Origin of the sequence: Acinetobacter sp. CWB-B33 (assembly GCF_039655955.1) — a bacterium.
Classification (GTDB): domain Bacteria; phylum Pseudomonadota; class Gammaproteobacteria; order Pseudomonadales; family Moraxellaceae; genus Acinetobacter; species Acinetobacter bouvetii.
Window position 1 is genome coordinate 1179089 of the sequence record NZ_JAGFEU010000001.1, and the last position, 23926, is coordinate 1203014.

At 41.3% G+C, this 23926-nt stretch carries 28 protein-coding genes; 23 read left to right on the top strand and 5 right to left on the bottom strand.

Annotated features, from left to right (window positions below):
• The 20 genes from JZ784_RS05665 to JZ784_RS05760 all read left to right on the top strand — a co-directional run bounded on the left by JZ784_RS05665 (position 1) and on the right by JZ784_RS05760 (position 15725).
• Positions 1–267, top strand: coding sequence for a MoaD/ThiS family protein (locus JZ784_RS05665; protein WP_346314140.1), 267 nt, complete (start codon positions 1–3; stop codon positions 265–267).
• Between the two features lies 1 nt (position 268).
• Positions 269–811: a molybdenum cofactor biosynthesis protein MoaE gene (locus JZ784_RS05670; protein WP_346314141.1), complete on the top strand. Its 543-nt coding sequence runs from the start codon at positions 269–271 to the stop codon at positions 809–811.
• Positions 812–871: 60 nt separating this feature from the next.
• A complete protein-coding gene (gene moaCB / locus JZ784_RS05675; protein WP_346314142.1) occupies positions 872–1795 on the top strand; it encodes a bifunctional molybdenum cofactor biosynthesis protein MoaC/MoaB in 924 nt (307 codons plus the stop codon).
• Complete coding sequence (locus JZ784_RS05680) at positions 1795–3021, top strand: molybdopterin molybdotransferase MoeA (protein ID WP_346314143.1); 1227 nt, start codon at positions 1795–1797, stop codon at positions 3019–3021. The genes moaCB and JZ784_RS05680 overlap by 1 nt, the downstream gene beginning before the upstream one ends.
• Positions 3022–3065: 44 nt before the next feature.
• Positions 3066–3827, top strand: coding sequence for a molybdate ABC transporter substrate-binding protein (modA, locus tag JZ784_RS05685; protein WP_346314144.1), 762 nt, complete (start codon positions 3066–3068; stop codon positions 3825–3827).
• Positions 3828–3872: 45 nt separating this feature from the next.
• Positions 3873–4556, top strand: coding sequence for a molybdate ABC transporter permease subunit (modB, locus tag JZ784_RS05690; RefSeq protein WP_346314145.1), 684 nt, complete (start codon positions 3873–3875; stop codon positions 4554–4556).
• Between the two features lie 4 nt (positions 4557–4560).
• Complete coding sequence (locus JZ784_RS05695) at positions 4561–5196, top strand: ATP-binding cassette domain-containing protein (RefSeq protein WP_346314146.1); 636 nt, start codon at positions 4561–4563, stop codon at positions 5194–5196.
• A gap of 277 nt (positions 5197–5473) precedes the next feature.
• Positions 5474–5956, top strand: a complete 483-nt coding sequence (gene ureE / locus JZ784_RS05700; protein ID WP_346314147.1) for an urease accessory protein UreE — start codon at positions 5474–5476, stop codon at positions 5954–5956.
• A complete protein-coding gene (locus tag JZ784_RS05705) occupies positions 5943–6608 on the top strand; it encodes an urease accessory UreF family protein (RefSeq protein WP_346314148.1) in 666 nt (221 codons plus the stop codon). Before ureE ends, JZ784_RS05705 begins: the two co-directional genes overlap by 14 nt.
• Positions 6609–6714: 106 nt before the next feature.
• Positions 6715–7329 (top strand): urease accessory protein UreG, encoded by a 615-nt coding sequence (gene ureG / locus JZ784_RS05710; protein WP_346314149.1) that lies wholly within the window; start codon positions 6715–6717, stop codon positions 7327–7329.
• 37 nt (positions 7330–7366) lie between these two features.
• Entirely contained in the window at positions 7367–7933 is a 567-nt protein-coding gene (locus JZ784_RS05715) for a HupE/UreJ family protein (RefSeq protein WP_346314150.1), read from the top strand.
• Between the two features lie 46 nt (positions 7934–7979).
• Positions 7980–8864 carry an urease accessory protein UreD gene (locus JZ784_RS05720; RefSeq protein ID WP_346314151.1) on the top strand — a complete coding sequence of 295 codons (885 nt, stop codon included), beginning with the start codon at positions 7980–7982 and terminating at the stop codon, positions 8862–8864.
• 133 nt (positions 8865–8997) lie between these two features.
• The gene (gene ureA, locus JZ784_RS05725; RefSeq protein WP_086211770.1) at positions 8998–9300 is read left to right on the top strand and encodes an urease subunit gamma; all 303 of its coding nucleotides are present in this window, start codon (positions 8998–9000) and stop codon (positions 9298–9300) included.
• A 25-nt stretch (positions 9301–9325) separates the two neighbouring features.
• Complete coding sequence (locus JZ784_RS05730; RefSeq protein ID WP_346314152.1) at positions 9326–9634, top strand: urease subunit beta; 309 nt, start codon at positions 9326–9328, stop codon at positions 9632–9634.
• 12 nt (positions 9635–9646) lie between these two features.
• Positions 9647–11347 (top strand): urease subunit alpha, encoded by a 1701-nt coding sequence (gene ureC / locus JZ784_RS05735; protein WP_346314153.1) that lies wholly within the window; start codon positions 9647–9649, stop codon positions 11345–11347.
• A gap of 118 nt (positions 11348–11465) precedes the next feature.
• Positions 11466–12305, top strand: coding sequence for a DUF2971 domain-containing protein (locus JZ784_RS05740; protein ID WP_346314154.1), 840 nt, complete (start codon positions 11466–11468; stop codon positions 12303–12305).
• A 104-nt stretch (positions 12306–12409) separates the two neighbouring features.
• Positions 12410–13375: an allantoinase PuuE gene (gene puuE, locus JZ784_RS05745; protein ID WP_346314155.1), complete on the top strand. Its 966-nt coding sequence runs from the start codon at positions 12410–12412 to the stop codon at positions 13373–13375.
• Between the two features lie 141 nt (positions 13376–13516).
• Positions 13517–14020, top strand: a complete 504-nt coding sequence (uraD, locus tag JZ784_RS05750) for a 2-oxo-4-hydroxy-4-carboxy-5-ureidoimidazoline decarboxylase (protein ID WP_346314156.1) — start codon at positions 13517–13519, stop codon at positions 14018–14020.
• The gene (gene uraH / locus JZ784_RS05755) at positions 14017–14337 is read left to right on the top strand and encodes a hydroxyisourate hydrolase (protein WP_346314157.1); all 321 of its coding nucleotides are present in this window, start codon (positions 14017–14019) and stop codon (positions 14335–14337) included. Before uraD ends, uraH begins: the two co-directional genes overlap by 4 nt.
• Positions 14338–14372: 35 nt before the next feature.
• Positions 14373–15725: a nucleobase:cation symporter-2 family protein gene (locus tag JZ784_RS05760; protein ID WP_346314158.1), complete on the top strand. Its 1353-nt coding sequence runs from the start codon at positions 14373–14375 to the stop codon at positions 15723–15725.
• Positions 15726–15801: 76 nt separating this feature from the next.
• Here JZ784_RS05760 and JZ784_RS05765 read toward each other — a convergent pair whose 3' ends face one another.
• The 3 genes from JZ784_RS05765 to alc all read right to left on the bottom strand — a co-directional run bounded on the left by JZ784_RS05765 (position 15802) and on the right by alc (position 17803).
• A complete protein-coding gene (locus JZ784_RS05765) occupies positions 15802–16038 on the bottom strand; it encodes a VF530 family protein (protein WP_133745998.1) in 237 nt (78 codons plus the stop codon).
• Between the two features lie 247 nt (positions 16039–16285).
• On the bottom strand, positions 16286–16792 hold the full coding sequence (locus JZ784_RS05770; RefSeq protein WP_346314159.1) for an ureidoglycolate lyase: 507 nt from the start codon (positions 16790–16792) through the stop codon (positions 16286–16288).
• A gap of 3 nt (positions 16793–16795) precedes the next feature.
• Positions 16796–17803, bottom strand: a complete 1008-nt coding sequence (gene alc, locus JZ784_RS05775; protein WP_346314160.1) for an allantoicase — start codon at positions 17801–17803, stop codon at positions 16796–16798.
• A gap of 210 nt (positions 17804–18013) precedes the next feature.
• On the opposite strand from alc, the gene hpxO reads away from it, so the two are divergent.
• Entirely contained in the window at positions 18014–19171 is a 1158-nt protein-coding gene (gene hpxO, locus JZ784_RS05780; protein WP_346314161.1) for an FAD-dependent urate hydroxylase HpxO, read from the top strand.
• 132 nt (positions 19172–19303) lie between these two features.
• Here hpxO and JZ784_RS05785 read toward each other — a convergent pair whose 3' ends face one another.
• Both JZ784_RS05785 and JZ784_RS05790 read right to left on the bottom strand, forming a co-directional pair.
• The gene (locus tag JZ784_RS05785; RefSeq protein WP_346314162.1) at positions 19304–20656 is read right to left on the bottom strand and encodes an 8-oxoguanine deaminase; all 1353 of its coding nucleotides are present in this window, start codon (positions 20654–20656) and stop codon (positions 19304–19306) included.
• Between the two features lie 255 nt (positions 20657–20911).
• Positions 20912–21841 (bottom strand): LysR family transcriptional regulator, encoded by a 930-nt coding sequence (locus JZ784_RS05790; protein ID WP_346314163.1) that lies wholly within the window; start codon positions 21839–21841, stop codon positions 20912–20914.
• Between the two features lie 359 nt (positions 21842–22200).
• Here JZ784_RS05790 and JZ784_RS05795 point away from each other — a divergent pair, with 359 nt between their 5' ends.
• Together JZ784_RS05795 and JZ784_RS05800 are read left to right on the top strand one after the other, a co-directional pair.
• Positions 22201–23256: an aromatic ring-hydroxylating dioxygenase subunit alpha gene (locus JZ784_RS05795; RefSeq protein ID WP_346314164.1), complete on the top strand. Its 1056-nt coding sequence runs from the start codon at positions 22201–22203 to the stop codon at positions 23254–23256.
• A 95-nt stretch (positions 23257–23351) separates the two neighbouring features.
• Positions 23352–23837 carry a nucleoside deaminase gene (locus tag JZ784_RS05800; protein WP_346314165.1) on the top strand — a complete coding sequence of 162 codons (486 nt, stop codon included), beginning with the start codon at positions 23352–23354 and terminating at the stop codon, positions 23835–23837.
• The last annotated feature ends 89 nt before the right edge of the window (positions 23838–23926 follow it).

A 23926-nucleotide genomic window follows, 5' to 3' on the forward strand; every position in this document is an offset into this window, starting at 1 on the left:
ATGGAAGCGCAATTCATTAACCCTATAACAGTCAAAATTGAATCTTATGGCGCCATTGAACGCCAATTGCCGCATGACCTCAGTGTGCAGTGCGAAACAGATAGCTTTGTTTCAGAGGTATTGCATCAAATTATTCAGCAATATCCATCAGCCCAAAGCTTACTGGAACGCTGCGCCTGTGCAGTGGGTGAAGACATTGTTCACCGTAATGCCGTTTTAACCTCAGACAGCACATTGGTCTTGCTGTCACCCGTTGCAGGGGGATGATATGGAACTGAAGCAGTTTTCACGCATGCAGGCGCATGCTTTCGGGCAAGAGATTTTTGATGGCATTGATTGCTATCCAGAATGCGGCGGCATCGGTATTTTTATTGGCACTGTGCGCAATCATCATGAAGGGAAGGCCGTTAAAGCGCTGAAATATACAGCTTATGCGCCTGTAGCGGAAAAAATGATCTGCCAAATAGAACAGGACATCCAGCTTAAACACGCTGTTTCATATGTGCGGGTTGTGCACCGTATTGGCGCTTTAGAAATTGGTGATACCGCCATTATTGCGGTAGCTTATGCACCGCACCGCCGCGAAGCATTTGCCGCCTGCGAAGAAGCCGTAGAACGGGTAAAGCATGAAGTGCCTGTCTGGAAAGAAGAGTTTTATATGGATGGTTCCAGCCAATATGTAGAAGGCTGCTGTATCCGTAAAGATCATGATGAGCACTCATCGCATCAGCATTGCAGCCATGATCATAATGATCTGCTTATACAGCGCACCGAGCAGCTCAATGTCAATATTTACCAGTGGCATCTGTAATTTGTGTGACTTCAATAATCAATCTAAGCAAAATGGCCAAAACAGGGCAGGAAGAGCGCAATGAAAAATGTAGGGATGAAAGCGGAAAGTTACCGCACAGCAGTAGCAACAGGCATATTGCATGCTCCGCCTCATTGCATAGAACTGCTGCGCAACGGCAATACTGAAAAAGGGGATGCGCTGAAAACTGCGCGCATAGCAGGCATATTAGGGGCAAAACGTACCGATGAACTGATTCCTTTATGCCATCCATTGCCGATTTACCGTGCAGATGTCGAATACGAATTGTTTGATGCACATGTGGAAATTATTGCTGTTGTCGAAACCATTGGCCCAACAGGGGTCGAAATGGAAGCTTTGACAGCCGTCAGCCTTGCGGGTTTAACTCTGTACGATATGCTGAAACCGCATTGTGAGCCGGAAGATTTATGCCTAGACCAAGTGAAGCTGCAGAAGAAAAAAGGCGGTAAATCGCACTTCACCCGCATACTGAAAGAAGCCATGCCAGCATCGGTGATTGTACTTTCAGATACTGTCGCGGCAGGTAAAAAACCAGATACGGCGGGACACAATGTTTTAGAAATTTTACAGGACGCAAATTTCACAAATATTGATTATAAAGTGATTCCAGACAGTCCAGAGCAGTTATTGGCGCTGATTGAGCAGCAGAAAAATCATTATCCACTCATATTAACGGTGGGCGGCACGGGCTTGGGCCCTAAAGATTTAACTGTAGAAACGATTCAGCCGCTATTGAAGCGTGAAATCCCAGGATTAATGGAGGCTTCCCGCAGCTTTGGGCAAAAACGCACGCCTTATGCCGCGCTCAGCCGAGGTGTGGCAGGCTATATTGAAAATAGTTTAGTGATTACGTTACCGGGCAGCCGCCAAGGCGCAAAAGAATCGTTAACCGCAATTTTGCCAGCTTTGGTTCATCTTTTTGATGTGCAAAACAATATTCCTCATGCAGGCGGGTATCAATAATGTCAGCGTGTGGCGCAGAACCTGGCTTGATTTCAATTGATCAAGCATTGTCATTGATTCAACAACGTGCCCAAGCTGGGTGCGTTGAAATTATTGATTTAAATTCAGCATTACATCGTTATTTGGCGGAAAATGTTTATTCGAATATTAATCTGCCGATGTTTTCACAAAGCGCAGTCGATGGTTATGCCATATATGCGGATGATGTGATACAAGCTGATGCAACTTTTGCATTGATCGGTGAAATTAGAGCAGGGCAATCTGCTGAGTTTGAATTTAAACATGGTCAAGCCGTTCGAATATTTACAGGCGCTCAGATTCCTAATGGAACGACCACCGTTGCCAGACAGGAAATAGTTAAAACACTTGAAAACCAAACGATTCAAATCTCAGAGACTTTAAAATCACATGCGGATATCCGTGATATTGGTGAAGAAATTTCAGTTGGACAATGCCTTGCGGAAAAAGGGCAACAACTGACTGTTGGCGCAATTGCTGCATTGAGTATGGCAGGCATTCAACAAGTTCAGGTTTTTCAATATCCGAAAGTTGCCGTGGTGATTACTGGAGATGAAGTCGCGGAAACAGTTGAAGATTTTGCTTCGGGTAAGATTTTCGATGCCAATGCGCCTTTGATTCAAGCATGGTTTAAGCAGCGCAATCAAACGGTGGATATTTTCCATGTTGCTGATACAGAACAAGCCGTAAAAACATTGTTAGATGATTTGAGTCAAAATTATCAATTGATTCTTACCACAGGCGGTGTGTCTGTTGGCGACTATGACTTTATTCGCCCTGTGGCTTTAGATTTAGGTTTTGAGCAAATTTTTTGGAAAGTAAAACAAAAACCGGGTAAACCGATGTTTTTTGCCGAGCTTCAAAAAACTGATCAAACCAGCTGTTATTTACTGGGTTTACCAGGGAATCCAGCTGCGGTTTATGTCGGTATGCAAATCTATACCTCAACTTTATTGGACGCATTGCAAGGTCAAGCATCGTCTTTGCAATGGTTTAGCGCCGAACTGAACCATGATTTGAAAGCTGATGCAAGGGAGCGTTTTTTGAGAATGTCAGTGCAATTTGATCAGGCAAAGTTAAAAGTTCAAAGCTTGGCAAAACAGCAGTCGCATATGCTGAGTAATTTAATGCAAGCCAATTGTTTAGTGCGCATTCCAGCAGGAGACAAGATTGAAGCTGGACAAATTGTTCAAGGTATTTTTATTTAACAACCATGTATTCAAGTTATTCAACTGATATTCGGGGTAAACCAATGATTAAAAGAATGATTTTTAGTGTCGCATTATTGACAGCAGTCAGTTTAAGTCATGCAGAAACCGTCAAAGTTTATGCGGCGGCCAGCCTGACCAATGCAATGAATGATATTGTTAAAATTTATGAAAAACAACAACCTAAAACGGATGTGATTGCCGTATATGGCGCATCGTCTGCATTGGCGAAACAGATGGAAGCTGGTGCCAAAAGTGATGTGTTTTTTTCAGCAGATTTGGATTGGATGAATTACCTGATTCAAAAGAAAATCGTCAATGCCAATCAAGCTAAACCAATTCTATACAACCAATTGGTACTGATTAGCCCTAAAAATTTAAATATTCCGTTTAAAGCAGACAGCAATTTTAATTTTGCTAAAGCCTTTAATGGGCATTTGTGTACAGGGCAAATGGAATCTGTCCCTGCTGGCAAATATGCCAAACAAAGTTTGATTAAACTCAACTGGTTAGACAGTCTGAAAGGGCGCATAGTCGGTACAGATGATGTACGTTCTGCCTTGGCTTTTGTTGAACGTGGCGAATGTGAAGTCGGAATTGTGTATAAAACCGATGCTTTGATTAGTCAAAAAGTCAAAATTATCGGGACTTTTCCAGAAAACTCGCACCATCCTATTGTGTATCCGATCGCTTTGACCAAACAGGGGGAACAAAACACTGAAGCTGTGCAATTCAAAAAGTTTGTAGAAAGCAATCCGCAAGCCAAAGCTGTATTTAAAAAATATGGTTTTAGCATTGGTCGATAAATGTTATTGATACCTTAATTGGCAAAGGACAAGAAGAAGAGGACGATGTTGAGCCCTGAAGAGTTAAGTGCCTTATATTTATCCGCTAAGGTTGCGCTATTTGCAACGCTGATCTGCTTGCCTTTTGCAGTCGCATTGGCTTGGTATTTGGCACGTTATGAGTTTCGGCTTAAGTTTTTAGTGGAAGCGATTCTACAATTGCCAATGGTGCTGCCACCCGTAGTTCTTGGCTATTTGCTCTTGGTATTATTTGGCAATAAAGGCTGGATTGGGCAATATCTCAGTCAAATCGGCATTGAGCTGGCATTTAATTGGAAAGGGGCAGTGCTCGCTTCAATGATTGTGGCATTTCCATTGATGGTGCAACCGATCCGATTGTCTTTTCAATTGATTAATCAGCAACTTGAACAAATTGCAGGCTCATTGGGTTCCAGTCCATTTAAAGTATTTTGTAGCATCAGTTTACCTTTGGCTTTACCGGGTATCGTGATTGGAAGCATTCTGTGTTTTAGCCGTAGTTTGGGTGAATTTGGTGCAACCATTACCTTTGTGGGAAATATTCCAGATGAAACTCGAACTATTCCCATCGCGATTTATTCCTTTTTACAGCAGCCGGATGGCGAGCAAATGGCAATTCGTTTAGTTGCCTTATCCTTAATTTTGGCATCTGGGGCTTTAATTGCAAATTATTTTATCCTGCAAAAATATCAACAAAAATTAAAAGGATAAGCCCATGTTATCTTGCGATTTTCAGTATCAAACTTTAGATTTTCAACTCAATATGCAATTGAAAATGCAAGATCAACTCTTGGGCATTGTGGGCGCATCAGGCAGTGGGAAAAGTACATTTTTGAAATGCTTAGTCGGTTTATTACAACCGCAACAAGGCGTTATTGAGTTCCAAAATCAGACGCTATTCGACTCAAAACAGCATATCCATGTTCCTATGCATCAACGAAAAATAGCGCTTATTTTTCAAAATGCCTTGCTGTTTCCACATATGAATGTACAGCAAAATTTACTATATGCTGAGAAGTTAGCAATTGAAAATGAACGTAAATTTAATTTTGAACACATTGTTGATTTATTAGAATTAAGCCCTTTAATTCAACGCAAAGCGCATCAGCTTTCAGGTGGTGAAGCGCAGCGTGTTTCTATAGGCCGGGCGTTATTATCCTCACCGAATTTATTATTGTTAGATGAGCCATTAACAGGTTTAGATAGTCGTTTAAAACAGCAAATTTTACCATTTTTAAAGCGATTAAAAGATGAGATTGATTTACCGATGGTTTATGTGACGCATCATGCAGATGAGCTGGCTTATTTAAAAGCCAAGATCATGCACATTGAAAATGGCAAAATTATTTAAGTTGCAATTAACCTAATTTTAGGCATCAGTCACTCGATAATCCAGTATCTGCATAAAGGTCTTTAAGAAGCTGCTGGTGTTTTTAACTTTACAGAACAGCACTTTTTAATTCACAAGAAATTCTATCTGCTTCAAAAAAATTAGAACACTTGCGCTCATATCATTCTAAAAATTGGCATGAATAATGCTTTATTTCAATGCAGAATTTTATTTTTGAATGAAATTTAGGCATCAATTTGGAACATTTACAATTGATGCCCCTTAAAAATGGATACGCATGAAAATTTATACGCAACGTCTTGAAAATAAGACCTTCGACGATAATGTTGAAAGCATTGAACTGAACTTTGATACCCGCCAAAAGAGCCGTTTTCGTGCAACTTTGAAAGATAGGAGCGATATTGGTGCAGATTTGCCGCGTACAGGCATTTTACGCAGCGGATCATTTATTGCGACAGAAGCTGGCGAAATTCTGCGCGTGGATGCGAAAGCAGAAAAATTAATGCAAGTCTCATCCAATAGCAGTTTTGATTTGCTTAAAGCCGCCTACCATTTGGGCAACCGCCACGTGCCGTTAATGCTGACGCCAGAGGCTTTGTATTTTGAACCCGATCACGTCCTTGCAGAAATGATTATCGGGCTGGGTTTAGCTGTTAGCGAAGTAGAGCATCCCTTTGAACCCGAAAGCGGCGCCTATGCACAGCATCAGCATGATCACCGCTTAAGCCCGATCAAAGCGTTGCATCATGTCGGTCACTAATGCTTCACAGCTCTTAAGCCTGCTGACTTTATCGTCTACAGCTTTGCCAATTGGCGCATACTGTTATTCGCAAGGCGTGGAAAGCGCAATTGATCAAGGGCTGATTCATGATGAAGCCTCCAGCATTGCCTACTTTGAAGAAGTATTAGAAATGCTGCTGGTGCGTTTTGAACTGCCTATTTTAAAAAGACTGATGCAGCACTATGCAGATGAAGACACTTTTTTAAATTGGGCGCATTTCTATAAAGCCAGCCGTGAGTCTAAAGAATTATTGGCAGAATCACAGCAGCTGGCATTTTCTTTGAATGCCTGGATTAGAGATGTGCTGAAACAAAAAGTTGAGGTGAAAAAGCAATTTGGTTTCGTGCCTGTTTATGCGCATCTGTGCGGCACCTTGGCGTTGAATCCAACGGATGTTTTAACGGCTTACACTTTTACAGTTTTGGAAAACCAAGTTTTAGGCGCAGTAAAAACAGTGCCTTTGGGGCAGATGAGCGGTCAGCGGATTTTATGGCATTTGCACAGTTTAATTCCGCAAGCGGTAGAAAGAGCTTTAAAGCTGCAAGATGAAGAGCTGAGCAGCGCATTGCCGAAATATGCAATGTTGAGCATGTCGCATGAAACTTTATATTCCAGATTATTCCGATCTTAGCGGAAAAGCTTTTCAGAAAGAATTTAAACATCAATTTTAAGTATCAATGTTGATTGGCTTTATTCCAATATTAAATTGAAGAATAGAGCTAATGAAGGAAAGAATTATGTCAGAACGCAGTCCTTTACGTGTTGGAATTGGCGGGCCTGTAGGCTCAGGAAAAACAGCATTAACCCTGAATTTATGCCGTGCATTGCGCAATAAATACAACATGGCCGTAGTGACCAACGACATTTATACCAAAGAAGACTCTAACTTCTTAACCCGCAATGAAGCCATGTCGCCAGACCGCATTGTCGGAGTGGAAACAGGCGGCTGTCCGCATACGGCTATCCGCGAAGATGCGTCTATTAACTTGGCGGCGATTGATGATTTATGTGAAAAATTTGATGGCCTTGAGCTGATTATTATTGAAAGCGGCGGGGATAATTTAGCAGCGACTTTCAGTCCTGAATTATCCGATTTAACGCTGTACGTAATTGATGTAGCCGGCGGTGAAAAGATTCCGCGTAAAGGCGGACCAGGTATTACCAAGTCGGATTTGCTGATTATTAACAAAACAGACTTAGCGCCTATGGTTGGTGCAAATTTAGATGTGATGGATCAGGATGCAAAACGCATGCGCGGTGAAAAGCCGTTTTTATTTTCAAATATGAAAACACAAGATGGCCTTAATCAAATTATCGAATTCATTGAAAAACAAGGGCTATTCAAAGCTTAATTTTTATCAATAAAGTTGAAGAAATCTGGAAATTATTATGCGCTTACTATCTCAAGCTTTTATCGCTGCTGCAGCAAGTTTTCCTGTTTTGGCTTTTGCGCATGCAGGACACGATCATCACAGCGGTTTTTGGTCAGGCTTTGTTCATCCCTTTACTGGTCTGGATCATTTAATGATGGCCATCGCTTTTGGTGTTTTGATGTGGACAGCAAATCAACGCTGGAAACTTGCAGGCGCTGCAGGCCTTGCTGCAGCAATGGTTGTCGGTTTTGTGATTGGTACACAGGCGCTGCTTCCTGCTGCTGCGGCTGAATACGGCATCATTGCATCATTAGCTTTATTGGCCATTGCGCTTTGGAGTAAATCGAACCGTGTATTGCCTATAGCGGCTGTGCTTCTTGCAAGCTTCCACGGCATTGCCCATGGCACAGAATTAGGACATTCAGGTTCTGCTACTTTACTTATTGTAGGTATGGTTTCTGCCATGGCATTGATTTATGCCATTGGTCTAGGTTTGGGCGCTTTTGTTCAAAAATATGTGCCTTATGGCAAAAAAATTATTGGCGCTTTGGCCGCTGTAGTAGCTGTGATTGGTCTGGCTTAAAGCTCAATTTTATTTGCTTATTCATGCATATTAATCAAAGACAGCGATGACAAATTTAGCAGTGCCTAAACCTTCAGAATCTCAGATTCTACAGCAGCTTTGGTATGCCAAGCTTGAGCTTGGATTTGCCAAATACGACAGCCGTACAGTGCTGCAGCACCGAAAACACTTTGGACCTGTGCGTGTGCAGAAAATGTTTTGGCCTGAAAAAACAGCTATTTGTCATGCCATTATTGTCCATCCGCCTGCAGGAATTGCAGGTGGGGATCACCTGACATTTGATATGCGTGTTGAAGATAACGCCCATGCATTGGTCACCACGCCTGGTGCTGGAAAATGGTACAGAACCAATGGCAAGCAGGCGTATCAGCACATTCATATTCATGTGAAACGGAATGCTGTTTTTGAATGGCTGCCGCAAGAAACCATGCTGTTTGATGGTGCAAATGCATCTTCAGAAACCCAAATTCATCTAGATCAAAGCGCAAGTTTTATCGGCTGGGACATGCTGGTCATTGGCCGTCAAGCCAGACAGGAAACCTTTAGTAGAGGCGCTTACAAAAACCAATTTAAGCTATGTCGAGATCAGCAGCTTTTGGTTGCAGATACATTGAGTTTTAAAGGCAATGACCGCTGGCTGAGTTCATGTTTAGGCATGCATGGCAGGGCGGTCATGGGCAGTTTTTGGGCTGTGCCGCCAGCGCACTTTCGAGCGAGCAGCTTATTAGAAGAACACATTGATTTAATTCGTGAATTAATGATGCGAATGAATGTACCGGTGACGCTGACACTTTTAGGCGATGTCATCTGCGCACGCTATTTAGGGGATGATGTACGGCATTGCCATGATGCTTTTGCGGCAATTCGAGCCAGATTAAGACGCTATTGGTTTGATTTAGATGAAGAGTTTCCACGAATTTGGCGGACTTGAATGGAATATGCCCTTATTCATTTCTAAATCAACCCTCCCACTAACTCCCTCCCAATGGGAGGGAGAACATTAAATAATGACTCAAGCTTGCACAATTTTTGCATTACAAATAACAGAATTTTAGGACATAGATATGGAACTTAATCCCACAGAAAAAGACAAACTCCTGATTTTCACTGCAGGTTTGGTTGCAGAGCGGCGTAAAGCGCGCGGTTTAAAATTGAATTATCCAGAATCCATTGCATTCATTTCTGCGGCCTTGCTTGAAGGCGCGCGTGATGGCATGACCGTCAGCGAGCTGATGCACTATGGCACCACATTGCTGAGCCGTGCAGATGTGATGGATGGCGTAGCTGAAATGATTGCTGAAGTACAAGTCGAAGCGACTTTTCCAGATGGTTCGAAGCTGGTCACCGTGCATCAGCCTATTATTTAAAACATGAATAAATTGGGGAATACAGATGATACCCGGTGAAATTATTACGCCAGATGGCGATATAGAAATGAATGCAGGCCGTCAGTTTTTAAAAATGACGGTGGCAAATATTGGCGACCGTCCCATTCAAATTGGCTCACACTTTCATTTTTATGAAGCCAATGATGCTTTGCAGTTTGATCGTGAAGCATCAAAAGGTTACAGATTAAATATTGCTGCAGGTACAGCTGTACGCTTTGAACCGGGGCAAAGCCGCGATGTGGAGTTAGTCGCACTCGTGGGCAAGCGTGAAGTATATGGCTTTGCAGGCCGTGTGATGGGCAAGCTGGATTAAAGGATAAATAGCATGAAAATGTCACGACGCGCCTATGCGGAAATGTTTGGCCCGACTACGGGTGACCGTGTCCGTTTAGCGGATACAGAGTTATTTATTCAAGTTGAGCAAGACCTAACGACTTACGGCGAAGAAGTAAAATTTGGCGGCGGAAAAGTCATTCGTGACGGCATGGGCCAATCACAGCTGTTGGCTGCTGAAGTTGCAGATACTGTGATTACCAATGCGCTCATTGTAGATTGGTGGGGCATTGTTAAGGCTGATGTAGGCTTGAAAAATGGCCGTATTTGGAAGATTGGCAAAGCTGGCAACCCAGATATTCAACCTAACATTAGCATTCCTTTAGGTGCAGCTACCGAAGTCATTGCAGGTGAAGGACAGATTTTAACTGCGGGCGGTATTGATACGCATATTCACTGGATTTGCCCGCAGCAAGTAGAAACTGCACTTATGTCTGGTACAACGACGATGGTCGGCGGCGGTACAGGTCCAGCAGCAGGCACATCTGCCACCACAGTGACCCCAGGCCCTTGGCATATTGCGACCATGCTGCAAGCCATAGATGACTTGCCGATGAATATTGGTCTATTGGGCAAAGGCAATTTAAGCCAGCCTGAACCCATTGCCGAGCAAATTAAAGCAGGCGTAGTGGGTTTAAAACTGCATGAGGATTGGGGATCAACACCAGCTGCCATCGACAACTGTCTAACGGTTGCAGATCAGTTTGATATACAAGTTGCTATTCATACAGACACACTAAATGAAAGTGGCTTTCTGGAAGAAACTTTAGGCGCTTTTAAAAACCGTACCATCCATACCTATCATACCGAAGGTGCAGGTGGCGGGCATGCGCCCGATATTCTAAAAGCGATTGGTCAGCCCAATGTACTGCCATCTTCTACAAACCCGACACGCCCTTATACCATCAACACCATTGATGAACATTTGGATATGCTGATGGTCTGTCATCACTTAGACCCAGCAATTTCTGAAGATGTAGCATTTGCAGAAAGCCGCATTCGCCGTGAAACCATTGCCGCAGAAGATATTTTGCAAGATATGGGCGCTATTGCCATGATGTCTTCTGACTCACAAGCTATGGGGCGTGTAGGGGAAGTGATTCTGCGTACATGGCAAACAGCGCATAAAATGAAAGTTCAACGTGGGCCTTTAGAAGGCGATACGCAGCATTATGACAATAACCGTGTAAAACGCTATATTGCCAAATATACGATTAATCCAGCGATTACTCATGGATTGAGTCATGAAATTGGTTCTGTTGAAGAAGGTAAACTGGCAGATTTAGTACTCTGGAAACCTGCATTCTTTGGGGTGAAGCCATCTATGATTATTAAGGGTGGAATGATAGCGGCTGCGCCTATGGGCGACATTAATGCCTCAATCCCAACCCCACAGCCAGTACATTATCGTCCGATGTTTGGCGCGCATCCTAGAGGTGTACATAACACCTGCATTACCTTTTTATCGCAAGCTGCTATTGATGATGGCGTTGCAGAAAAACTGAAATTGAATAAGTTAATTTCACCTTGCAAGAATACGCGTAATATTTCCAAAGCAGATATGAAGTTAAATACTCACTGTCCTGTGATGGAGGTTGATCCTGAGATTTATGAAGTCCGTGCAGATGGTGTTCATTTAACTTGTGAGCCAGCGGAAGTGTTGCCAATGGCGCAGAGGTACTTCTTGTTTTAAAAAAAAGAATCCCTCTTAAAAAAGAGGGATTCTTTTTAAAACCATTAAAATTTAAATTTCGGAAATTATAAGAAATAATTATAATTATAAGATAGTAATATTTTATAAAGTAAATTTCATGACTAAAAATGAAAATGTATTCATAGATGATAATTATATATATTTATATAAGCATGTTGATGCCTCGGATGGATCATTATGTATCTTATCAGAGGGAACACTAAAATTTAATAAACCTGAAAATTTCAATGATCCTTTTGATTGTTTCTTTAGTTTGGATCAAAGTTTTTATCCTAAAGCCTCTGAATTAAAGAAGCTGAATGTTGAATATGCAAATTTACCAGCAGCTAAAAGGATCCTACATGTTCAAAAAGTTAGAAATAGGTTGAGTTCTAATCAAAATATATTACCAATAATTAAAGATATTCAAAATAAAGCTTTCATTTGTTGTCTAAACCAAAATCCTTTAAGTCATCTTATGTGGTCTCATTATGCTCAATTTCACAAAGGTTTCATGATTGAATTTAAAATCCCTCATAATAAATTAGATGTTTTAAAGTCCTTCAATTTTATACCTACTCCTGTTGAGTATACTGAAAATTTTCCAGTATTGGATAGGAATGATTTAAAAAATGATGACACAATGACTAAAGTTTTTTTAAAAAAATCAAAAGAGTGGAGTTATGAAAAAGAATACAGAGTAGTAAGGTATGGGGAATTTGATAGTTTATTTCAGAAATACCCTAGTGGAATAGTTTTGTCTTCTGTAATAAGTGGTTTAAATATTACGGATGTTTTTTATAAAAAACTACAGGATAATATTTCTACAGTTTTTAAAAAAACTGGTAATTTAATTCAATTATATAAAGCAGAAAAAATATTAGGAAAATATGAAATAACAGTTCCTAATCATCCTCGTTTAGATGTTTTGAACGCATCTAAAAAAATGAAAAAATAGCGTTTTTATAAGTAGCAATTTAAAATTTTATTTCAGTATTGGCGCACTAATTGCTTAATCCTTCCTAATTTTACTGTTTGATATAACAAAATTAGGAAGTAGAAGTGACGACAAGCTATTTACGCGGGCAAGACCTCATCAATCAAATACAGCAGCAAGACTATTCTAGAGACTTGATTGGCTACCATGGTCAGCCTCCTAAAGTAGAGTGGCCAAACAAAGCACGTGTTGCCGTTCAATTTGTACTGAACTATGAAGAAGGTGGCGAAAACCACATTGAGCATGGTGATGCAGGCTCGGAACAGTTTCTATCCGATATTGTCGGAGCAGCCAGCTATCCAGACCTGCATATGTCTATGGACTCTATGTATGAATATGGCTCACGTGCAGGGTTTTGGCGTATACATAAAGAGTTCCAAAAGCATAATTTACCCATGACAGTATTTGGTGTGGGCATGGCATTAGCGCGAAATCCCTATATCGTTCAAGCGATTAAAGATGCGAATTACGATGTAGTGTCCCATGGACAGCGCTGGATTCATTATCAAGACATGCCTATAGAACTTGAACGCCAATATATGGATCAGGCAATAAGCGTATTAGAAACATTGTTTGATCAAACACCAATCGGTTGGTACACAGGCCGTGACAGCCCAAATACACGCAAGCTGTTGGCAGAATTTCCGCAAATTAAATATGACTGTGATTACTATGGTGATGACTTGCCATTTTGGAGCACATTGACCAATTCAGAGGGGCAAAAACGCCCTCATTTAATCATTCCCTATACACTTGAAAGCAACGATATGAAATTTTGTGCGCCTGCAGGCTTTAATAGTGGTGAACAATACTTCCAATATTTAAAAGATAGCTTTGATGTTTTATATGCCGAAGGTGAGATTGAACCCAAGATGATGTCTATTGGTATGCATTGCCGTATTTTAGGGCGCCCAGGGCGGTTCAAAGCACTGCAAAGGTTTCTTGATTATGTACAGTCACATGAGCAGGTTTGGATTTGTAAGCGCAATGATATAGCCGAATATTGGTATAAAAATCATCTTCCTGAATAAAATTAGTATCATATAAAAGAGAAGTTTAGCTTCTCTTTTTTTTATTTTGGATTTTATAAATTATATATACATAGTGAGATTGGCATTGTTATTGCAATTTACATTTTGAATGAACGATAAATAAATTTGTGATTTAAAACCATGCAATTGAATGAATTTAACTTATCCAGCAAGGATGATGCTCAAAAATTTCTTAAGAACTGTGTGCAAATTGAGAGTTGGGCAGAGGACCTTTTAGCGCAGCGGCCCTTTGATAGTGCAGAAGCTTTAATGGCTGCGGCAAAAAATCAAGTCGGGACTTGGACATGGCTAGAAGTGGCAGAAGCTTTAGCCAACCATCCGCGCATTGGCGAGAAAAAAGCGCAAGCAGAATTAAACCAAACTGAACTAGCTTTTTCAGACCGTGAGCAGGCAGCAATAACCGTAAGTCAAGAAACACAAGATGCTTTGCTTAAAGGCAATAACGATTATGAAAAAAAATTCGGTCATATTTTCTTAATTAAGGCGGCAGGCCTAAACAGCCAAGATGTGCTGCAAGCACTCAAATACCGCTTATTAAACGATAAAGAAACGGAACAGCGTATTGTTAAACAGCAATTAGGTGAAATTGCGTTATTAAGATTATCTCAGGAGATTCAAGCATGATCAGTACCCATATTCTCGATACGGCTCTTGGAAAACCTGCGCAAGATGTATGTGTAAAATTATTTTCTGAAGATGGAACATTATTGGCAGAAGCAGTGACCAATTCAGATGGTCGCGTTTCAGATTTTAATATTGGCGCATTAGCTGCTGGTTCATATTCAATTGAATTTGCCATTCAGCCTTATTTTGCAAAATTAAATACAGAGACTTTTTTCCCTAAAGCGGTGATTTATTTTTCAGTGAGCAATTCTGAACAACATTATCACATCCCGTTATTAATCAGTCCGTTTGCGTATTCAACGTATCGCGGCAGTTAATAAATTAATTTTAAAAATTCAGGGGAAATCGAAAAATGACTGATCAAAAAAATGCAGTATCACCAGAACATGAATATTTAGGCGCTGGTAAAAGCTTAGCGTATGGTTTGCAGCATGTATTAACCATGTATGGCGGCATCATTGCGCCGCCGCTCATTGTCGGGACTGCGGCGGGTTTATCTCCAGCAGAAATTGGCTTACTGATTGCGGCTGCGTTATTTGTTGGAGGTTTAGCGACAATTTTGCAAACGATAGGCGTTAAATATGTCGGCGCAAAGCTGCCTTTAGTACAAGGCGTATCCTTTGCAGGCGTTGCGACAATGATTGCGATTGTGACGTCGGGCGGCGGATTACAGGCAGTTTATGGCGCGGTGATTGTTGCATCTTTAATTGGTTTTTTCTTGGCGCCATATTTTTCTAAAATTATCCGTTTCTTTCCGCCTATTGTGACGGGCTGTGTTATTACCGTCATTGGTTTGTCGCTGTTGCCTGTAGCTGTCCGCTGGATGATGGGCGGCAACAGTAAAGCGCCTGACTGGGGCAGTGCAGAAAACATCTGTTTAGCGCTGGCGACCTTAGCCATTGTGATTGCCTTGAATCTAAGTAGAAATGCGACAGTCCGCAGACTCTCTATTCTTTTGGCGATCGTGATTGGAACGGTCATGGCTTATTTATTTGGTTTTGGAGATTTCTCTAAAGTAGCCAATGGTCAATGGATCCAATTCCCAAGCTTCTTTGCATTTGGTATGCCAACGTTTGAAGTCAGTGCAATCTTGGCCATGTTGATTGTCACTTTGGTGATTATGACTGAAACGACCGCCGATGTGATTGCGATTGGCGAGATTGTCGGTACTAAAGTCGATTCAGACCGCATCACCGATGGCATGCGCGCAGATATGCTTTCAAGTGCTGTTGCGCCAATTTTTGGATCATTCATGCAAAGCGCATTTGCGCAAAATGTAGGTCTTGTTGCGATTACCGGAGTCAAAAGCCGCTTTGTCGTTGCCGCAGGCGGCATGATTCTTGTTGTACTCGGCTTATTGCCAATTATGGGACGTTTAGTCGCGGCAATTCCAGTGCCTGTATTGGGCGGTGCTGGATTGGTGCTATTTGGTACAGTGGCTGCCAGCGGTATTCGGACTTTGGCTAAAATTGATTACAACGAGCAAAAAAATCTGATCATTGTTGCGACTGCAGTTGCGGCAGGCATGATTCCAATCATTGACCATTCGTTCTATGCAAACTTTCCGAAATGGGTGCAAACCTTGTTCCATTCAGGCATCAGCTCTACATGTGTGATGGCAATTTTATTGAACATCGTATTTAATCACTTAAACTTTGGACGTGTTAAAACGCCTGCTGTGCAAACATTGAAACAGCCGCATTAATTGACTACAAGTAGCATATAAAAAACCAGCCATCACGGCTGGCTTTTTATATGATTTTTCATTTTTTGAATAGCATCTACGATTTCTGTTTGGCCTTTTGGCGTAAGACATACAAATATAAGCTTTCTACTTTTTCACGTGCCCATGGAGTGGTACGCAAGAATCGCAATGATGATTTAACACTTGGATCTATACAAAAACATCTAATTTCAATTTTACGACTTAATCCTTCAAAGCCACCATAGTAATCCAATAATTCATCCAAAATGTCAGCAAGTTTTTTGCCGTGTAAAGGGTCATTGGAGGGGTTCATAATAGATCAATCATATTTTGGGAGGCCATCATTATAACCTGAGTTCGTTCTTATAATTAGGTAGTTGTTGCACATTGCAAACAGCATGTGAGTAGGGAATTTACATAATATTCTATTTAACTTAATTTCACATAACAGCGATTAAATGCAACCTCACGTGTTCGTGTGAGCTGAACACTGCTTTTACACATTATTTTTGAAACGCGCATAAGGCCTGAAATATCAAGCCTTATGCCGTGTCGATAAGTTATGGCTGAACTATCACTTTTTCAGTAAAGCTGTAAACATCACAGTTATTACCAGTGCCAATCCGATCAATCACGGCAAAATCACTTGGCGCTTCTAGCGTAAGTAAGGGATGATGCCAAGTGCCTGCAAGGTAATTGACACCTTGTTGACCATTACTGATAAATACATGAATCCGATCCAGATCAGGCTGCTCGGCATTTAAATTGGGCGCAACCACCACCAAAAAAGACTGTCCCTGCATAGGAATGAACGCTTGAGAACCCAATGGGTGACGTTCAAGCATTTGAATGCTGCAAGGTACGACTGTCTTCTTAATATTGCGGAAAATACTGATTCCTACAGCAGCATCCTGTGCCTCTGCCGTGCTTAGAGCATGGTAACGTTCTGTATGCGCATCATTAATGTGAAAAAAATTGTTGCCTTCACATGCGATAACTTCGCCAAAAGGTGCAAAAGCTTCTGCCGTAAGTGGCTGAATGCGTATCTGCTGAATGTCTTGAGTCATGGCTTATCCAGAAATTTTCCCCCAGAGACGAACACGGCTAATTCCGCCATCTGGAATCATGTTCACGCGAATATGAGAGATTTTTTGATGCTTTAAAATTTCGCTGACATAGTCATGAATGTGATCCATCTGCATATCTTGCGCTTCTAGCAGGAAAGGCCAGAACATACTTTGCGGAATTAGCTGGGGATCAGTTGCATTTTCAATATATGTTGCTTGGATAGAGACTTGCGCAGGATAGTTGCCTTTAAAATGTGCTGTGTCTATTTCAATTTTTTCAATAGAACCGCTTTGCCCAAGCGCCAAAATACACCAGTCAAAACCAGGTGCACGACGACGTTTGGTTTCCCAGCCATCCCCCATATTAATGCCGCGGCCAGGGTTAATTAAGTTGCGAGGATGACCAAAATGAGCATCACTATAAGCAATGACACGACCGCCATTTTCAAGTGCAAGTAAATCTATGGTCTGCCGACTGTCTTGAATCTGAATTTGGACTTCGCCATAGACTTTAAATCGAGCCACGCCGCCATCTGGGAAAATATTAAGGCAGATATGAGTATATACCTCGTCACTTTTAACATTAAAAATGTGATGCTGACTTGGACCTAAAACGGAATTGTCTAGAATGCTTAGCCATAGTGCATTGTCGGTGTCACCATTTGGTGCATAGCATGCTTCTACTGAGGCAGAAGCAGGGTAATTGCCTGTAAAGAATGTGGTATCAATATCAAATGCTTTAATTTTTCCAGCAACGCCTAGCTTTAAAATGGCCCAATCATGTCCAGTATGGCGCTTACGGCGAGTTTCCCAGCCGTCCATCCATTTACCATGATCATCAAATTTATCTTCTACAAAAATTGGCGCATCAAATTGCAGCATACGGCTGGCTTCAGCAAAAAAATCATCTGAACATTCAAGTACTTTTGCACCAATTCGGGTATCTGCCAAATTGGTATATTGCTGTAAATGTGCAGGAATTTCAAAATCTGGTGCAAGTAATGTTGCCATAATTATTTACCATTCATATTTCTGTTTACATCATTGTATGTGCAGATATCTACGCTTATTTTTTAACAGCGTTCGTAAAAACAATATCTTAGCTACCTGTTTATGCACACCGTGTGCCAACTTTTATAAAAAATGTATCGTTCGTTAAATAAATGGCACGTTTTTAGCATTTTAGGAGAAAGCATTAAGTAATATACAACGGAGGAATAGATGGAAATTGCAATTATTGGTGCAGGTATGGGCGGTTTGACCACAGGGATTGCACTCAAAAAATTCGGACATACCGTCACCATCTATGAGCAAACTGAAAAAATATTACCTGTCGGTGCAGCAATTTCTTTATGGTCAAATGGCGTTAAATGCTTAAATTATCTAGGATTAACGGATCAAGTGGCTAAGCTTGGCGGCCAAATGAACAATTTGGCTTATATTGATGGCCTGACTGGCGATAAAATGACGCAGTTCAGTTTAATGCCTTTAATTGAAGAAGTGGGGCAGCGCCCATATCCAGTATCCCGCTCAGACTTGCAAAATATGCTGATGGATGAATTTGGCCGTGAAAATATTCATTTAGGCAAAAAAATGATTGCGCTGGAAGAACATAATGAGCACGTATTTGCAAAATGCGCAGATGGCACGGAAATTAAAGCGGATCTTTTGATTGGCGCGGATGGTACGCACTCACTGACACGCCAATATATTTTGGGTGAGCAAGTCGAGCGGCGCTATGCGGGTTATGTAAATTGGAACGGTTTAGTCGATATTTCGGAAGAGCTTGCACAAGCAGACCAGTGGACCACTTTTGTGGGGGAAGGCAAGCGCGTATCACTTATGCCAGTTGCCGATCACCGTTTTTACTATTTCTTTGATGTGCCATTGCCTGCAGGTTTAGACAACGACCGTACACAGTACAAAGCCTTATTTAAAGAATACTTTAAAGGGTGGTGTAAGCCTGTCCAAAACTTGATTGAAGCTATTGATGAGCAAAAAACAAACCGTGTAGAAATTCATGATATTGAGCCTTTTACCCAGTTCTACAAAGGCCGTGTAGTGATTATGGGCGATGCTGCACATAGCACGACTCCTGATATTGGCCAAGGTGGCTGTCAGGCCATGGAAGATGCGATCTATTTAGCCCGTGCTTTGCAAATTAATACATTAGGCCTAGAAGATTCATTAAAGCGCTATCAAAATAAACGCAATGAACGCGCGAATGAATTGGTACTGCGCGCGCGTAAGCGCTGTGATGTTACCCATATGAAAGATGAGGCAGTGACCAAAGAATGGTATGAAGACCTGCGTAAGGAACAAGGCCCGCACATTATGCGCGGAATTATCAGTAATATTGTTGGCAACCCTTTAGATTAATGAGTTTGAGGCGGTTGCATAAGTATGTAACCGCTTAAAATCTATGGTATTAAACATAAGTAGTAATTCAAAAACAAAATAAAAATCCCGCTGAATATAGAGCGGGATTTTTAGTGCTCAGTTATGTCTGCTTTAGGCCTGCAATAAGTACTTTGCTGCCTGACGGTGGTCTGCCTGCAGCTTTTCCAAATCTAGAGTTTGAATTTCTCCATACTTAACTGTCCATTTGCCGCTAACCATGACGTGTTCAGCTCGGTCTGCACCGCAGAGTAAAAGCGCCGCCAGCGGATCATGGCTGCCAGAAAAACGGATATCGTCCAGCTTATACAGCGCCAAATCCGCTTGATAGTTTTCTGCAATTTGACCAAGACTTGCGCCACGGCCTAAAATTTTGGCGGAACCATGCGTTGCCCAGTTCAGCGCTAATTCTGGGGTGATTTTTTCTGCACCGTATTTGAGGCGCTGCAGGTACATAGCTTGGCGCGCTTCTAAAATTAAATTGGACGCATCGCCAGAAGCGGAACCATCTACCCCCAAACCAATGATTGCACCAGCATCTAGTAAATCCATAGTTGGGCAAATACCCGATGCAAGACGCATATTGGAGTGCGGACAATGGCAAATGCCGACTTGAGCTTGTCCTAAGCGCTGAATTTCTTCAGCATTAAAGTGAATGCCATGCGCCAGCCATGTACGTGAATTTAACCAACCCACACTTTCCAAATAGTCCACAGTGCGCATGCCAAATTTTTCTAGGCAAAAGTCTTCTTCATCTAAGGTTTCAGCCAAATGAGTATGCAAACGGACATTGTATTTTTCCGCCATTTTTGCACTTTCGCGCATAATTTCCTGTGTGACCGAAAATGGTGAACAGGGTGCAAGGGCAATATTGACCATAGCCTCGGAAGAAGCATCATGATATGTCTGAATCAGGCGCTCTGAATCTTGCAAAATACTGTCTATGTCTTGCACAGTATGCTGTGGCGGTAGGCCGCCAGCATCTTCACCTAAGCTCATAGAGCCGCGCGTCAGCATCACGCGCATGCCTAATTGCTTAGAAGCCTGAACTTGAATATCAATTGCATCAGTTAGCTGCTGCGGAAATAAATAATGATGATCTGCGGCAAATGTGCAGCCAGATAGCATCAGTTCAGACAAAGCAACTTGTGTTGCTGCATGCAGCTGTTCAGGTGTCAGCTTTGCCCAAACAGGATATAGGGTTTTTAACCATGGAAATAAGGGCACATTGACTACAGGTGCCCAAGCACGCGTCAATGTCTGATAAAAATGATGATGACTATTAATTAAACCGGGTAAGACAACATAGTTTTTTGCGTCAAAAGTTTCATCGAAGGTTATTTTAGGCTGCTGGCCCAAAGCAACCAGCTCGACAATTTTTCCATCTGATATAACAATACCGCCGCGGGCATCTGAGTCATTTGCTGTATAAATTGATAAAGGATTTTTTAACCAAATGGTCGACATAATAAACCTGATTCATTGATTTTATTGAGTTACCCGCTGGTTTAGCAAGTTGCATACCAAAAGTAGATCAATACTGAATTATTGAACCAGAAAAATTCACAATACTTTTAAAGCAATAATCCAGTTAATCAAAAGGAAATTTAAAGCGACGTAATTGAACTAAGATGGCAGCACTATTAATGCTATGTACATTCAAAGGGAAAAATTTTGGAAGATGCACACTAAAAACTACAAGCATTTATATTTAAGAATAATTTATTGATGAAACTGAGAAATTTCCAATTTTAACTGCTCCATCTGTTCAATCATGTGCTTAATCATGATTTGAGACACCCGTGAAATTTGCCTTTTTGGTGCAACGCATAGGGCCAAAGTGAGCGGATACAGGCCTTTTTCACGTATCGGTTTAAACACCACTTGTTCCTTGGCTAGATAAGGATAGGCGTCAATATAAGACAGTAAGCCGAGACCAAGGTTTTTTTGAATGAGGGACATCATCATTCGAATGTCATTACATCCAAGATGGTACTGCGGTGTAAACTTATGGTGCTTATACAGGGTTTGCGCATAATCATGGATAATTAATGGTGCACCCGGAATGAGGTGTTTATAGCTCAGCGTATCAGACAAATATATTTTATCCATCTGAGCCAAAGGGTGTTCTTTAGGTAAAACAAAACCGACTGGAATTTCTACAAAAGAAAGCACATCCAGCTGATGATGGCCTTTAGGATTAAGCAAAATTCCAAAATCAATTTCAGCATCCATAATTAAATTGGATACAGTTTCACTGTCTTGAACGTGAAAATTAAAGTTAATCCACGGGTAGTTGTCATACATGTACTGTATTGAATTTAAAACAAAACCATCGCTCAAAGCGGAGATCATGCCGCAGTCAATGGTGCCGCGTGAAAGCCCTTGAATCTCATCAAAACGGTTGCGGGTTTGCTGAAATTCTTTTTGCCATTTAATAAGGTCTGCATAGAGCATTTCACCAGCTAAAGTCAGCTTTAAGCCATTGGGCAGGCGTTCAAACAGGTCTATGCCAAATTCTTCTTCAGCCAAAGCAATTTGGCGGTGTACTGCAGAAACTGAAATATACAGCTGATCTGCGGCTTTACGCAGGCTGCCTGTTTTGGCAACAGCAGTAAAATAGTCAGAAAATCTGGAAAATGTAATATTCATAAATTGTTTTTCAGTCCAGTTTCTTGTTTTTCATTGGCTTATTTCTAAGAAATGAAAATCATGAATCAAACATATCATCCGGTGAATTTGTATTAGTTAAGCGATTTTCATGCCAAAGGGATGCAAACAAGAGTAATAGAACTTCATTTGAAACCTAGTGCTGACGCTATGCTGCTGGAAATACTGACTAAATTTCATTATTAGTGTTCTAATTTTTAGAACGATATTTGCAAAACATTCTAATAGACAGAATTTATCGAAATTCGTAATTTAAAAATAAGCCGTGACGCAGCGCCAATACATGGCCGCAACGTACTGCGACCGATTTTAAAATTATTGATAAGTTCTGTGAGCCGAGTATGAATGCAATTCCTGTTCTCAATTTATTTAGTCAGCCGCATTGCAGTGGGTTTGATCCTAAAGATTGGGAGATACTTGCACAGCACTGGTATCCTGTTGCCCGTATTGAAGATGTAAGTATAGAACCGCAGCAAGTACAGCTTTTAGATGTAAAAATGGCGCTGTATAAAACGCAAAGCGGCGCTATTCAGTTGGTACGCGATATTTGCCCGCACCGCGGGGTGCCGTTAACTAAAGGCTGGGTGGAGGGAGAAGAAATTGTTTGCCCATATCATGGCCTGCATTACAACACCGAAGGCAAATGCACCAAAATTCCTGCACAGCCTGAACTGACCAATATTTCTGAACGTTTTAAATTGACTAAATTTCCAGTTGTACAGAAATATGGATTGGTTTGGACTAGTTTATTTAGCCGTGATGAAAGTCAAGGCAATTTCCCAGATTTAGATACCTGGGATCATCCTGAGCATCAAGCGATTTTACCACCTTATGTCGATATTGGCGGTTCAAGCGGCCGCCAGCTGGAAGGGTTTATTGATGTCGCGCATTTTGCTTTTGTGCATAACAGTTCTTTTGCAGACTCAGACAATCAGGCCGTGCCTAAATATTCTACGGTCCGTACAGAGTATGGATTGCATACGGAATATGTCAGCAGTGTGAGCAATTACCCGCATGGGCTGCAGCATTTAGCGCCAGAAGGTTTTTTGTGGAAACGTGTTTTTGACGTTTATCCGCCGTTTTCTGCGATTTTAAAAGTTGAATTTCCAAATGAAGGTGTGCTGAAAATCCTAAATTCCTGCTGTCCTGTATCGCATAACAAAACCCGCTTATTTGTCCCTTTAACTCGAAACTTTGATACCACTGGTGATTTACAGGCGGTCTATGATTTTAATGCGCAAATTTTTGCAGAAGATCAAGACATGGTCGAAAGTCAAAAACCAGAAGAATTGCCTTTAGATGTCACGATGGAGGCACATTTTGAAGCAGACCGTTCATCGACTACATACCGCCGCATACTGGCAGAGTGGGGCTTAAGCAAGCGATATATTGTTTAAATTCATTATTTTAGATTTAGTATGCACCTCTGCTTTGAGGTGCATTTATTTAGAGATATTCCATTTCCATACGTTTAAATTAGCTGGTAAAGAAAATGAAAAGTCCAACTCAGGAACAAATTTTAAAATTTTTAAGGCTTTCTAATACAGTGGCTGAACGTGCTGTTGCCTTAGGCAATCATCCATTTGGCGCTGTGTTAATTGGGCCAAATCATGAAACAGTTTTAATGACTCAATGCAATATAGATACCGTCAATCATGCAGAGTCAACTTTGGCTCGTAACGCAGCCTGTAATTACACTGCAGAATTTCTTTGGCAATGTACTTTATATACAGCGGTAGAGCCTTGCTGCATGTGTGCTGGAACAATTTACTGGGCCAATATTGGCCGTGTAGTTTTCGGCATGACTGAAAACCGTTTGCTGGAATGTACTGGCAATCATAGTGAAAATCCAACCATGAGCGTATCTGCCGCATATGTCTTTGCACACGGGCAGAAGAAAATTGATTTGATTGGCCCAGTTGCAGAAATCGATGCCGAAACCATCGCCATGCAGCTGCATTTTTGGCAAAGCCGTTGAACTATTTCAACGGTCTTTTTTATATAAAAATAATGTGCAATTTATAGTGTGCAGTAACTCTAGAATAATAAATTTTTTAAATAAATCGA

Excerpts from the sequence above, each read along its gene's own strand:
- JZ784_RS05665 (WP_346314140.1), top strand. The coding sequence starts at position 1 with ATGGAAGCGCAATTCATTAACCCTATAACAGTCAAAATTGAATCTTAT.
- JZ784_RS05670 (WP_346314141.1), top strand. The coding sequence starts at position 269 with ATGGAACTGAAGCAGTTTTCACGCATGCAGGCGCATGCTTTCGGGCAA.
- moaCB (WP_346314142.1), top strand. The coding sequence starts at position 872 with ATGAAAAATGTAGGGATGAAAGCGGAAAGTTACCGCACAGCAGTAGCA.
- JZ784_RS05680 (WP_346314143.1), top strand. The coding sequence starts at position 1,795 with ATGTCAGCGTGTGGCGCAGAACCTGGCTTGATTTCAATTGATCAAGCA.
- modA (WP_346314144.1), top strand. The coding sequence starts at position 3,066 with ATGATTAAAAGAATGATTTTTAGTGTCGCATTATTGACAGCAGTCAGT.
- modB (WP_346314145.1), top strand. The coding sequence starts at position 3,873 with ATGTTGAGCCCTGAAGAGTTAAGTGCCTTATATTTATCCGCTAAGGTT.
- JZ784_RS05695 (WP_346314146.1), top strand. The coding sequence starts at position 4,561 with ATGTTATCTTGCGATTTTCAGTATCAAACTTTAGATTTTCAACTCAAT.
- ureE (WP_346314147.1), top strand. The coding sequence starts at position 5,474 with ATGAAAATTTATACGCAACGTCTTGAAAATAAGACCTTCGACGATAAT.
- JZ784_RS05705 (WP_346314148.1), top strand. The coding sequence starts at position 5,943 with ATGTCGGTCACTAATGCTTCACAGCTCTTAAGCCTGCTGACTTTATCG.
- ureG (WP_346314149.1), top strand. The coding sequence starts at position 6,715 with ATGTCAGAACGCAGTCCTTTACGTGTTGGAATTGGCGGGCCTGTAGGC.
- JZ784_RS05715 (WP_346314150.1), top strand. The coding sequence starts at position 7,367 with ATGCGCTTACTATCTCAAGCTTTTATCGCTGCTGCAGCAAGTTTTCCT.
- JZ784_RS05720 (WP_346314151.1), top strand. The coding sequence starts at position 7,980 with ATGACAAATTTAGCAGTGCCTAAACCTTCAGAATCTCAGATTCTACAG.
- ureA (WP_086211770.1), top strand. The coding sequence starts at position 8,998 with ATGGAACTTAATCCCACAGAAAAAGACAAACTCCTGATTTTCACTGCA.
- JZ784_RS05730 (WP_346314152.1), top strand. The coding sequence starts at position 9,326 with ATGATACCCGGTGAAATTATTACGCCAGATGGCGATATAGAAATGAAT.
- ureC (WP_346314153.1), top strand. The coding sequence starts at position 9,647 with ATGAAAATGTCACGACGCGCCTATGCGGAAATGTTTGGCCCGACTACG.
- JZ784_RS05740 (WP_346314154.1), top strand. The coding sequence starts at position 11,466 with ATGACTAAAAATGAAAATGTATTCATAGATGATAATTATATATATTTA.
- uraD (WP_346314156.1), top strand. The coding sequence starts at position 13,517 with ATGCAATTGAATGAATTTAACTTATCCAGCAAGGATGATGCTCAAAAA.
- uraH (WP_346314157.1), top strand. The coding sequence starts at position 14,017 with ATGATCAGTACCCATATTCTCGATACGGCTCTTGGAAAACCTGCGCAA.
- JZ784_RS05760 (WP_346314158.1), top strand. The coding sequence starts at position 14,373 with ATGACTGATCAAAAAAATGCAGTATCACCAGAACATGAATATTTAGGC.
- JZ784_RS05765 (WP_133745998.1), bottom strand. The coding sequence starts at position 16,038 with ATGAACCCCTCCAATGACCCTTTACACGGCAAAAAACTTGCTGACATT.
- JZ784_RS05770 (WP_346314159.1), bottom strand. The coding sequence starts at position 16,792 with ATGACTCAAGACATTCAGCAGATACGCATTCAGCCACTTACGGCAGAA.
- alc (WP_346314160.1), bottom strand. The coding sequence starts at position 17,803 with ATGGCAACATTACTTGCACCAGATTTTGAAATTCCTGCACATTTACAG.
- hpxO (WP_346314161.1), top strand. The coding sequence starts at position 18,014 with ATGGAAATTGCAATTATTGGTGCAGGTATGGGCGGTTTGACCACAGGG.
- JZ784_RS05785 (WP_346314162.1), bottom strand. The coding sequence starts at position 20,656 with ATGTCGACCATTTGGTTAAAAAATCCTTTATCAATTTATACAGCAAAT.
- JZ784_RS05790 (WP_346314163.1), bottom strand. The coding sequence starts at position 21,841 with ATGAATATTACATTTTCCAGATTTTCTGACTATTTTACTGCTGTTGCC.
- JZ784_RS05795 (WP_346314164.1), top strand. The coding sequence starts at position 22,201 with ATGAATGCAATTCCTGTTCTCAATTTATTTAGTCAGCCGCATTGCAGT.
- JZ784_RS05800 (WP_346314165.1), top strand. The coding sequence starts at position 23,352 with ATGAAAAGTCCAACTCAGGAACAAATTTTAAAATTTTTAAGGCTTTCT.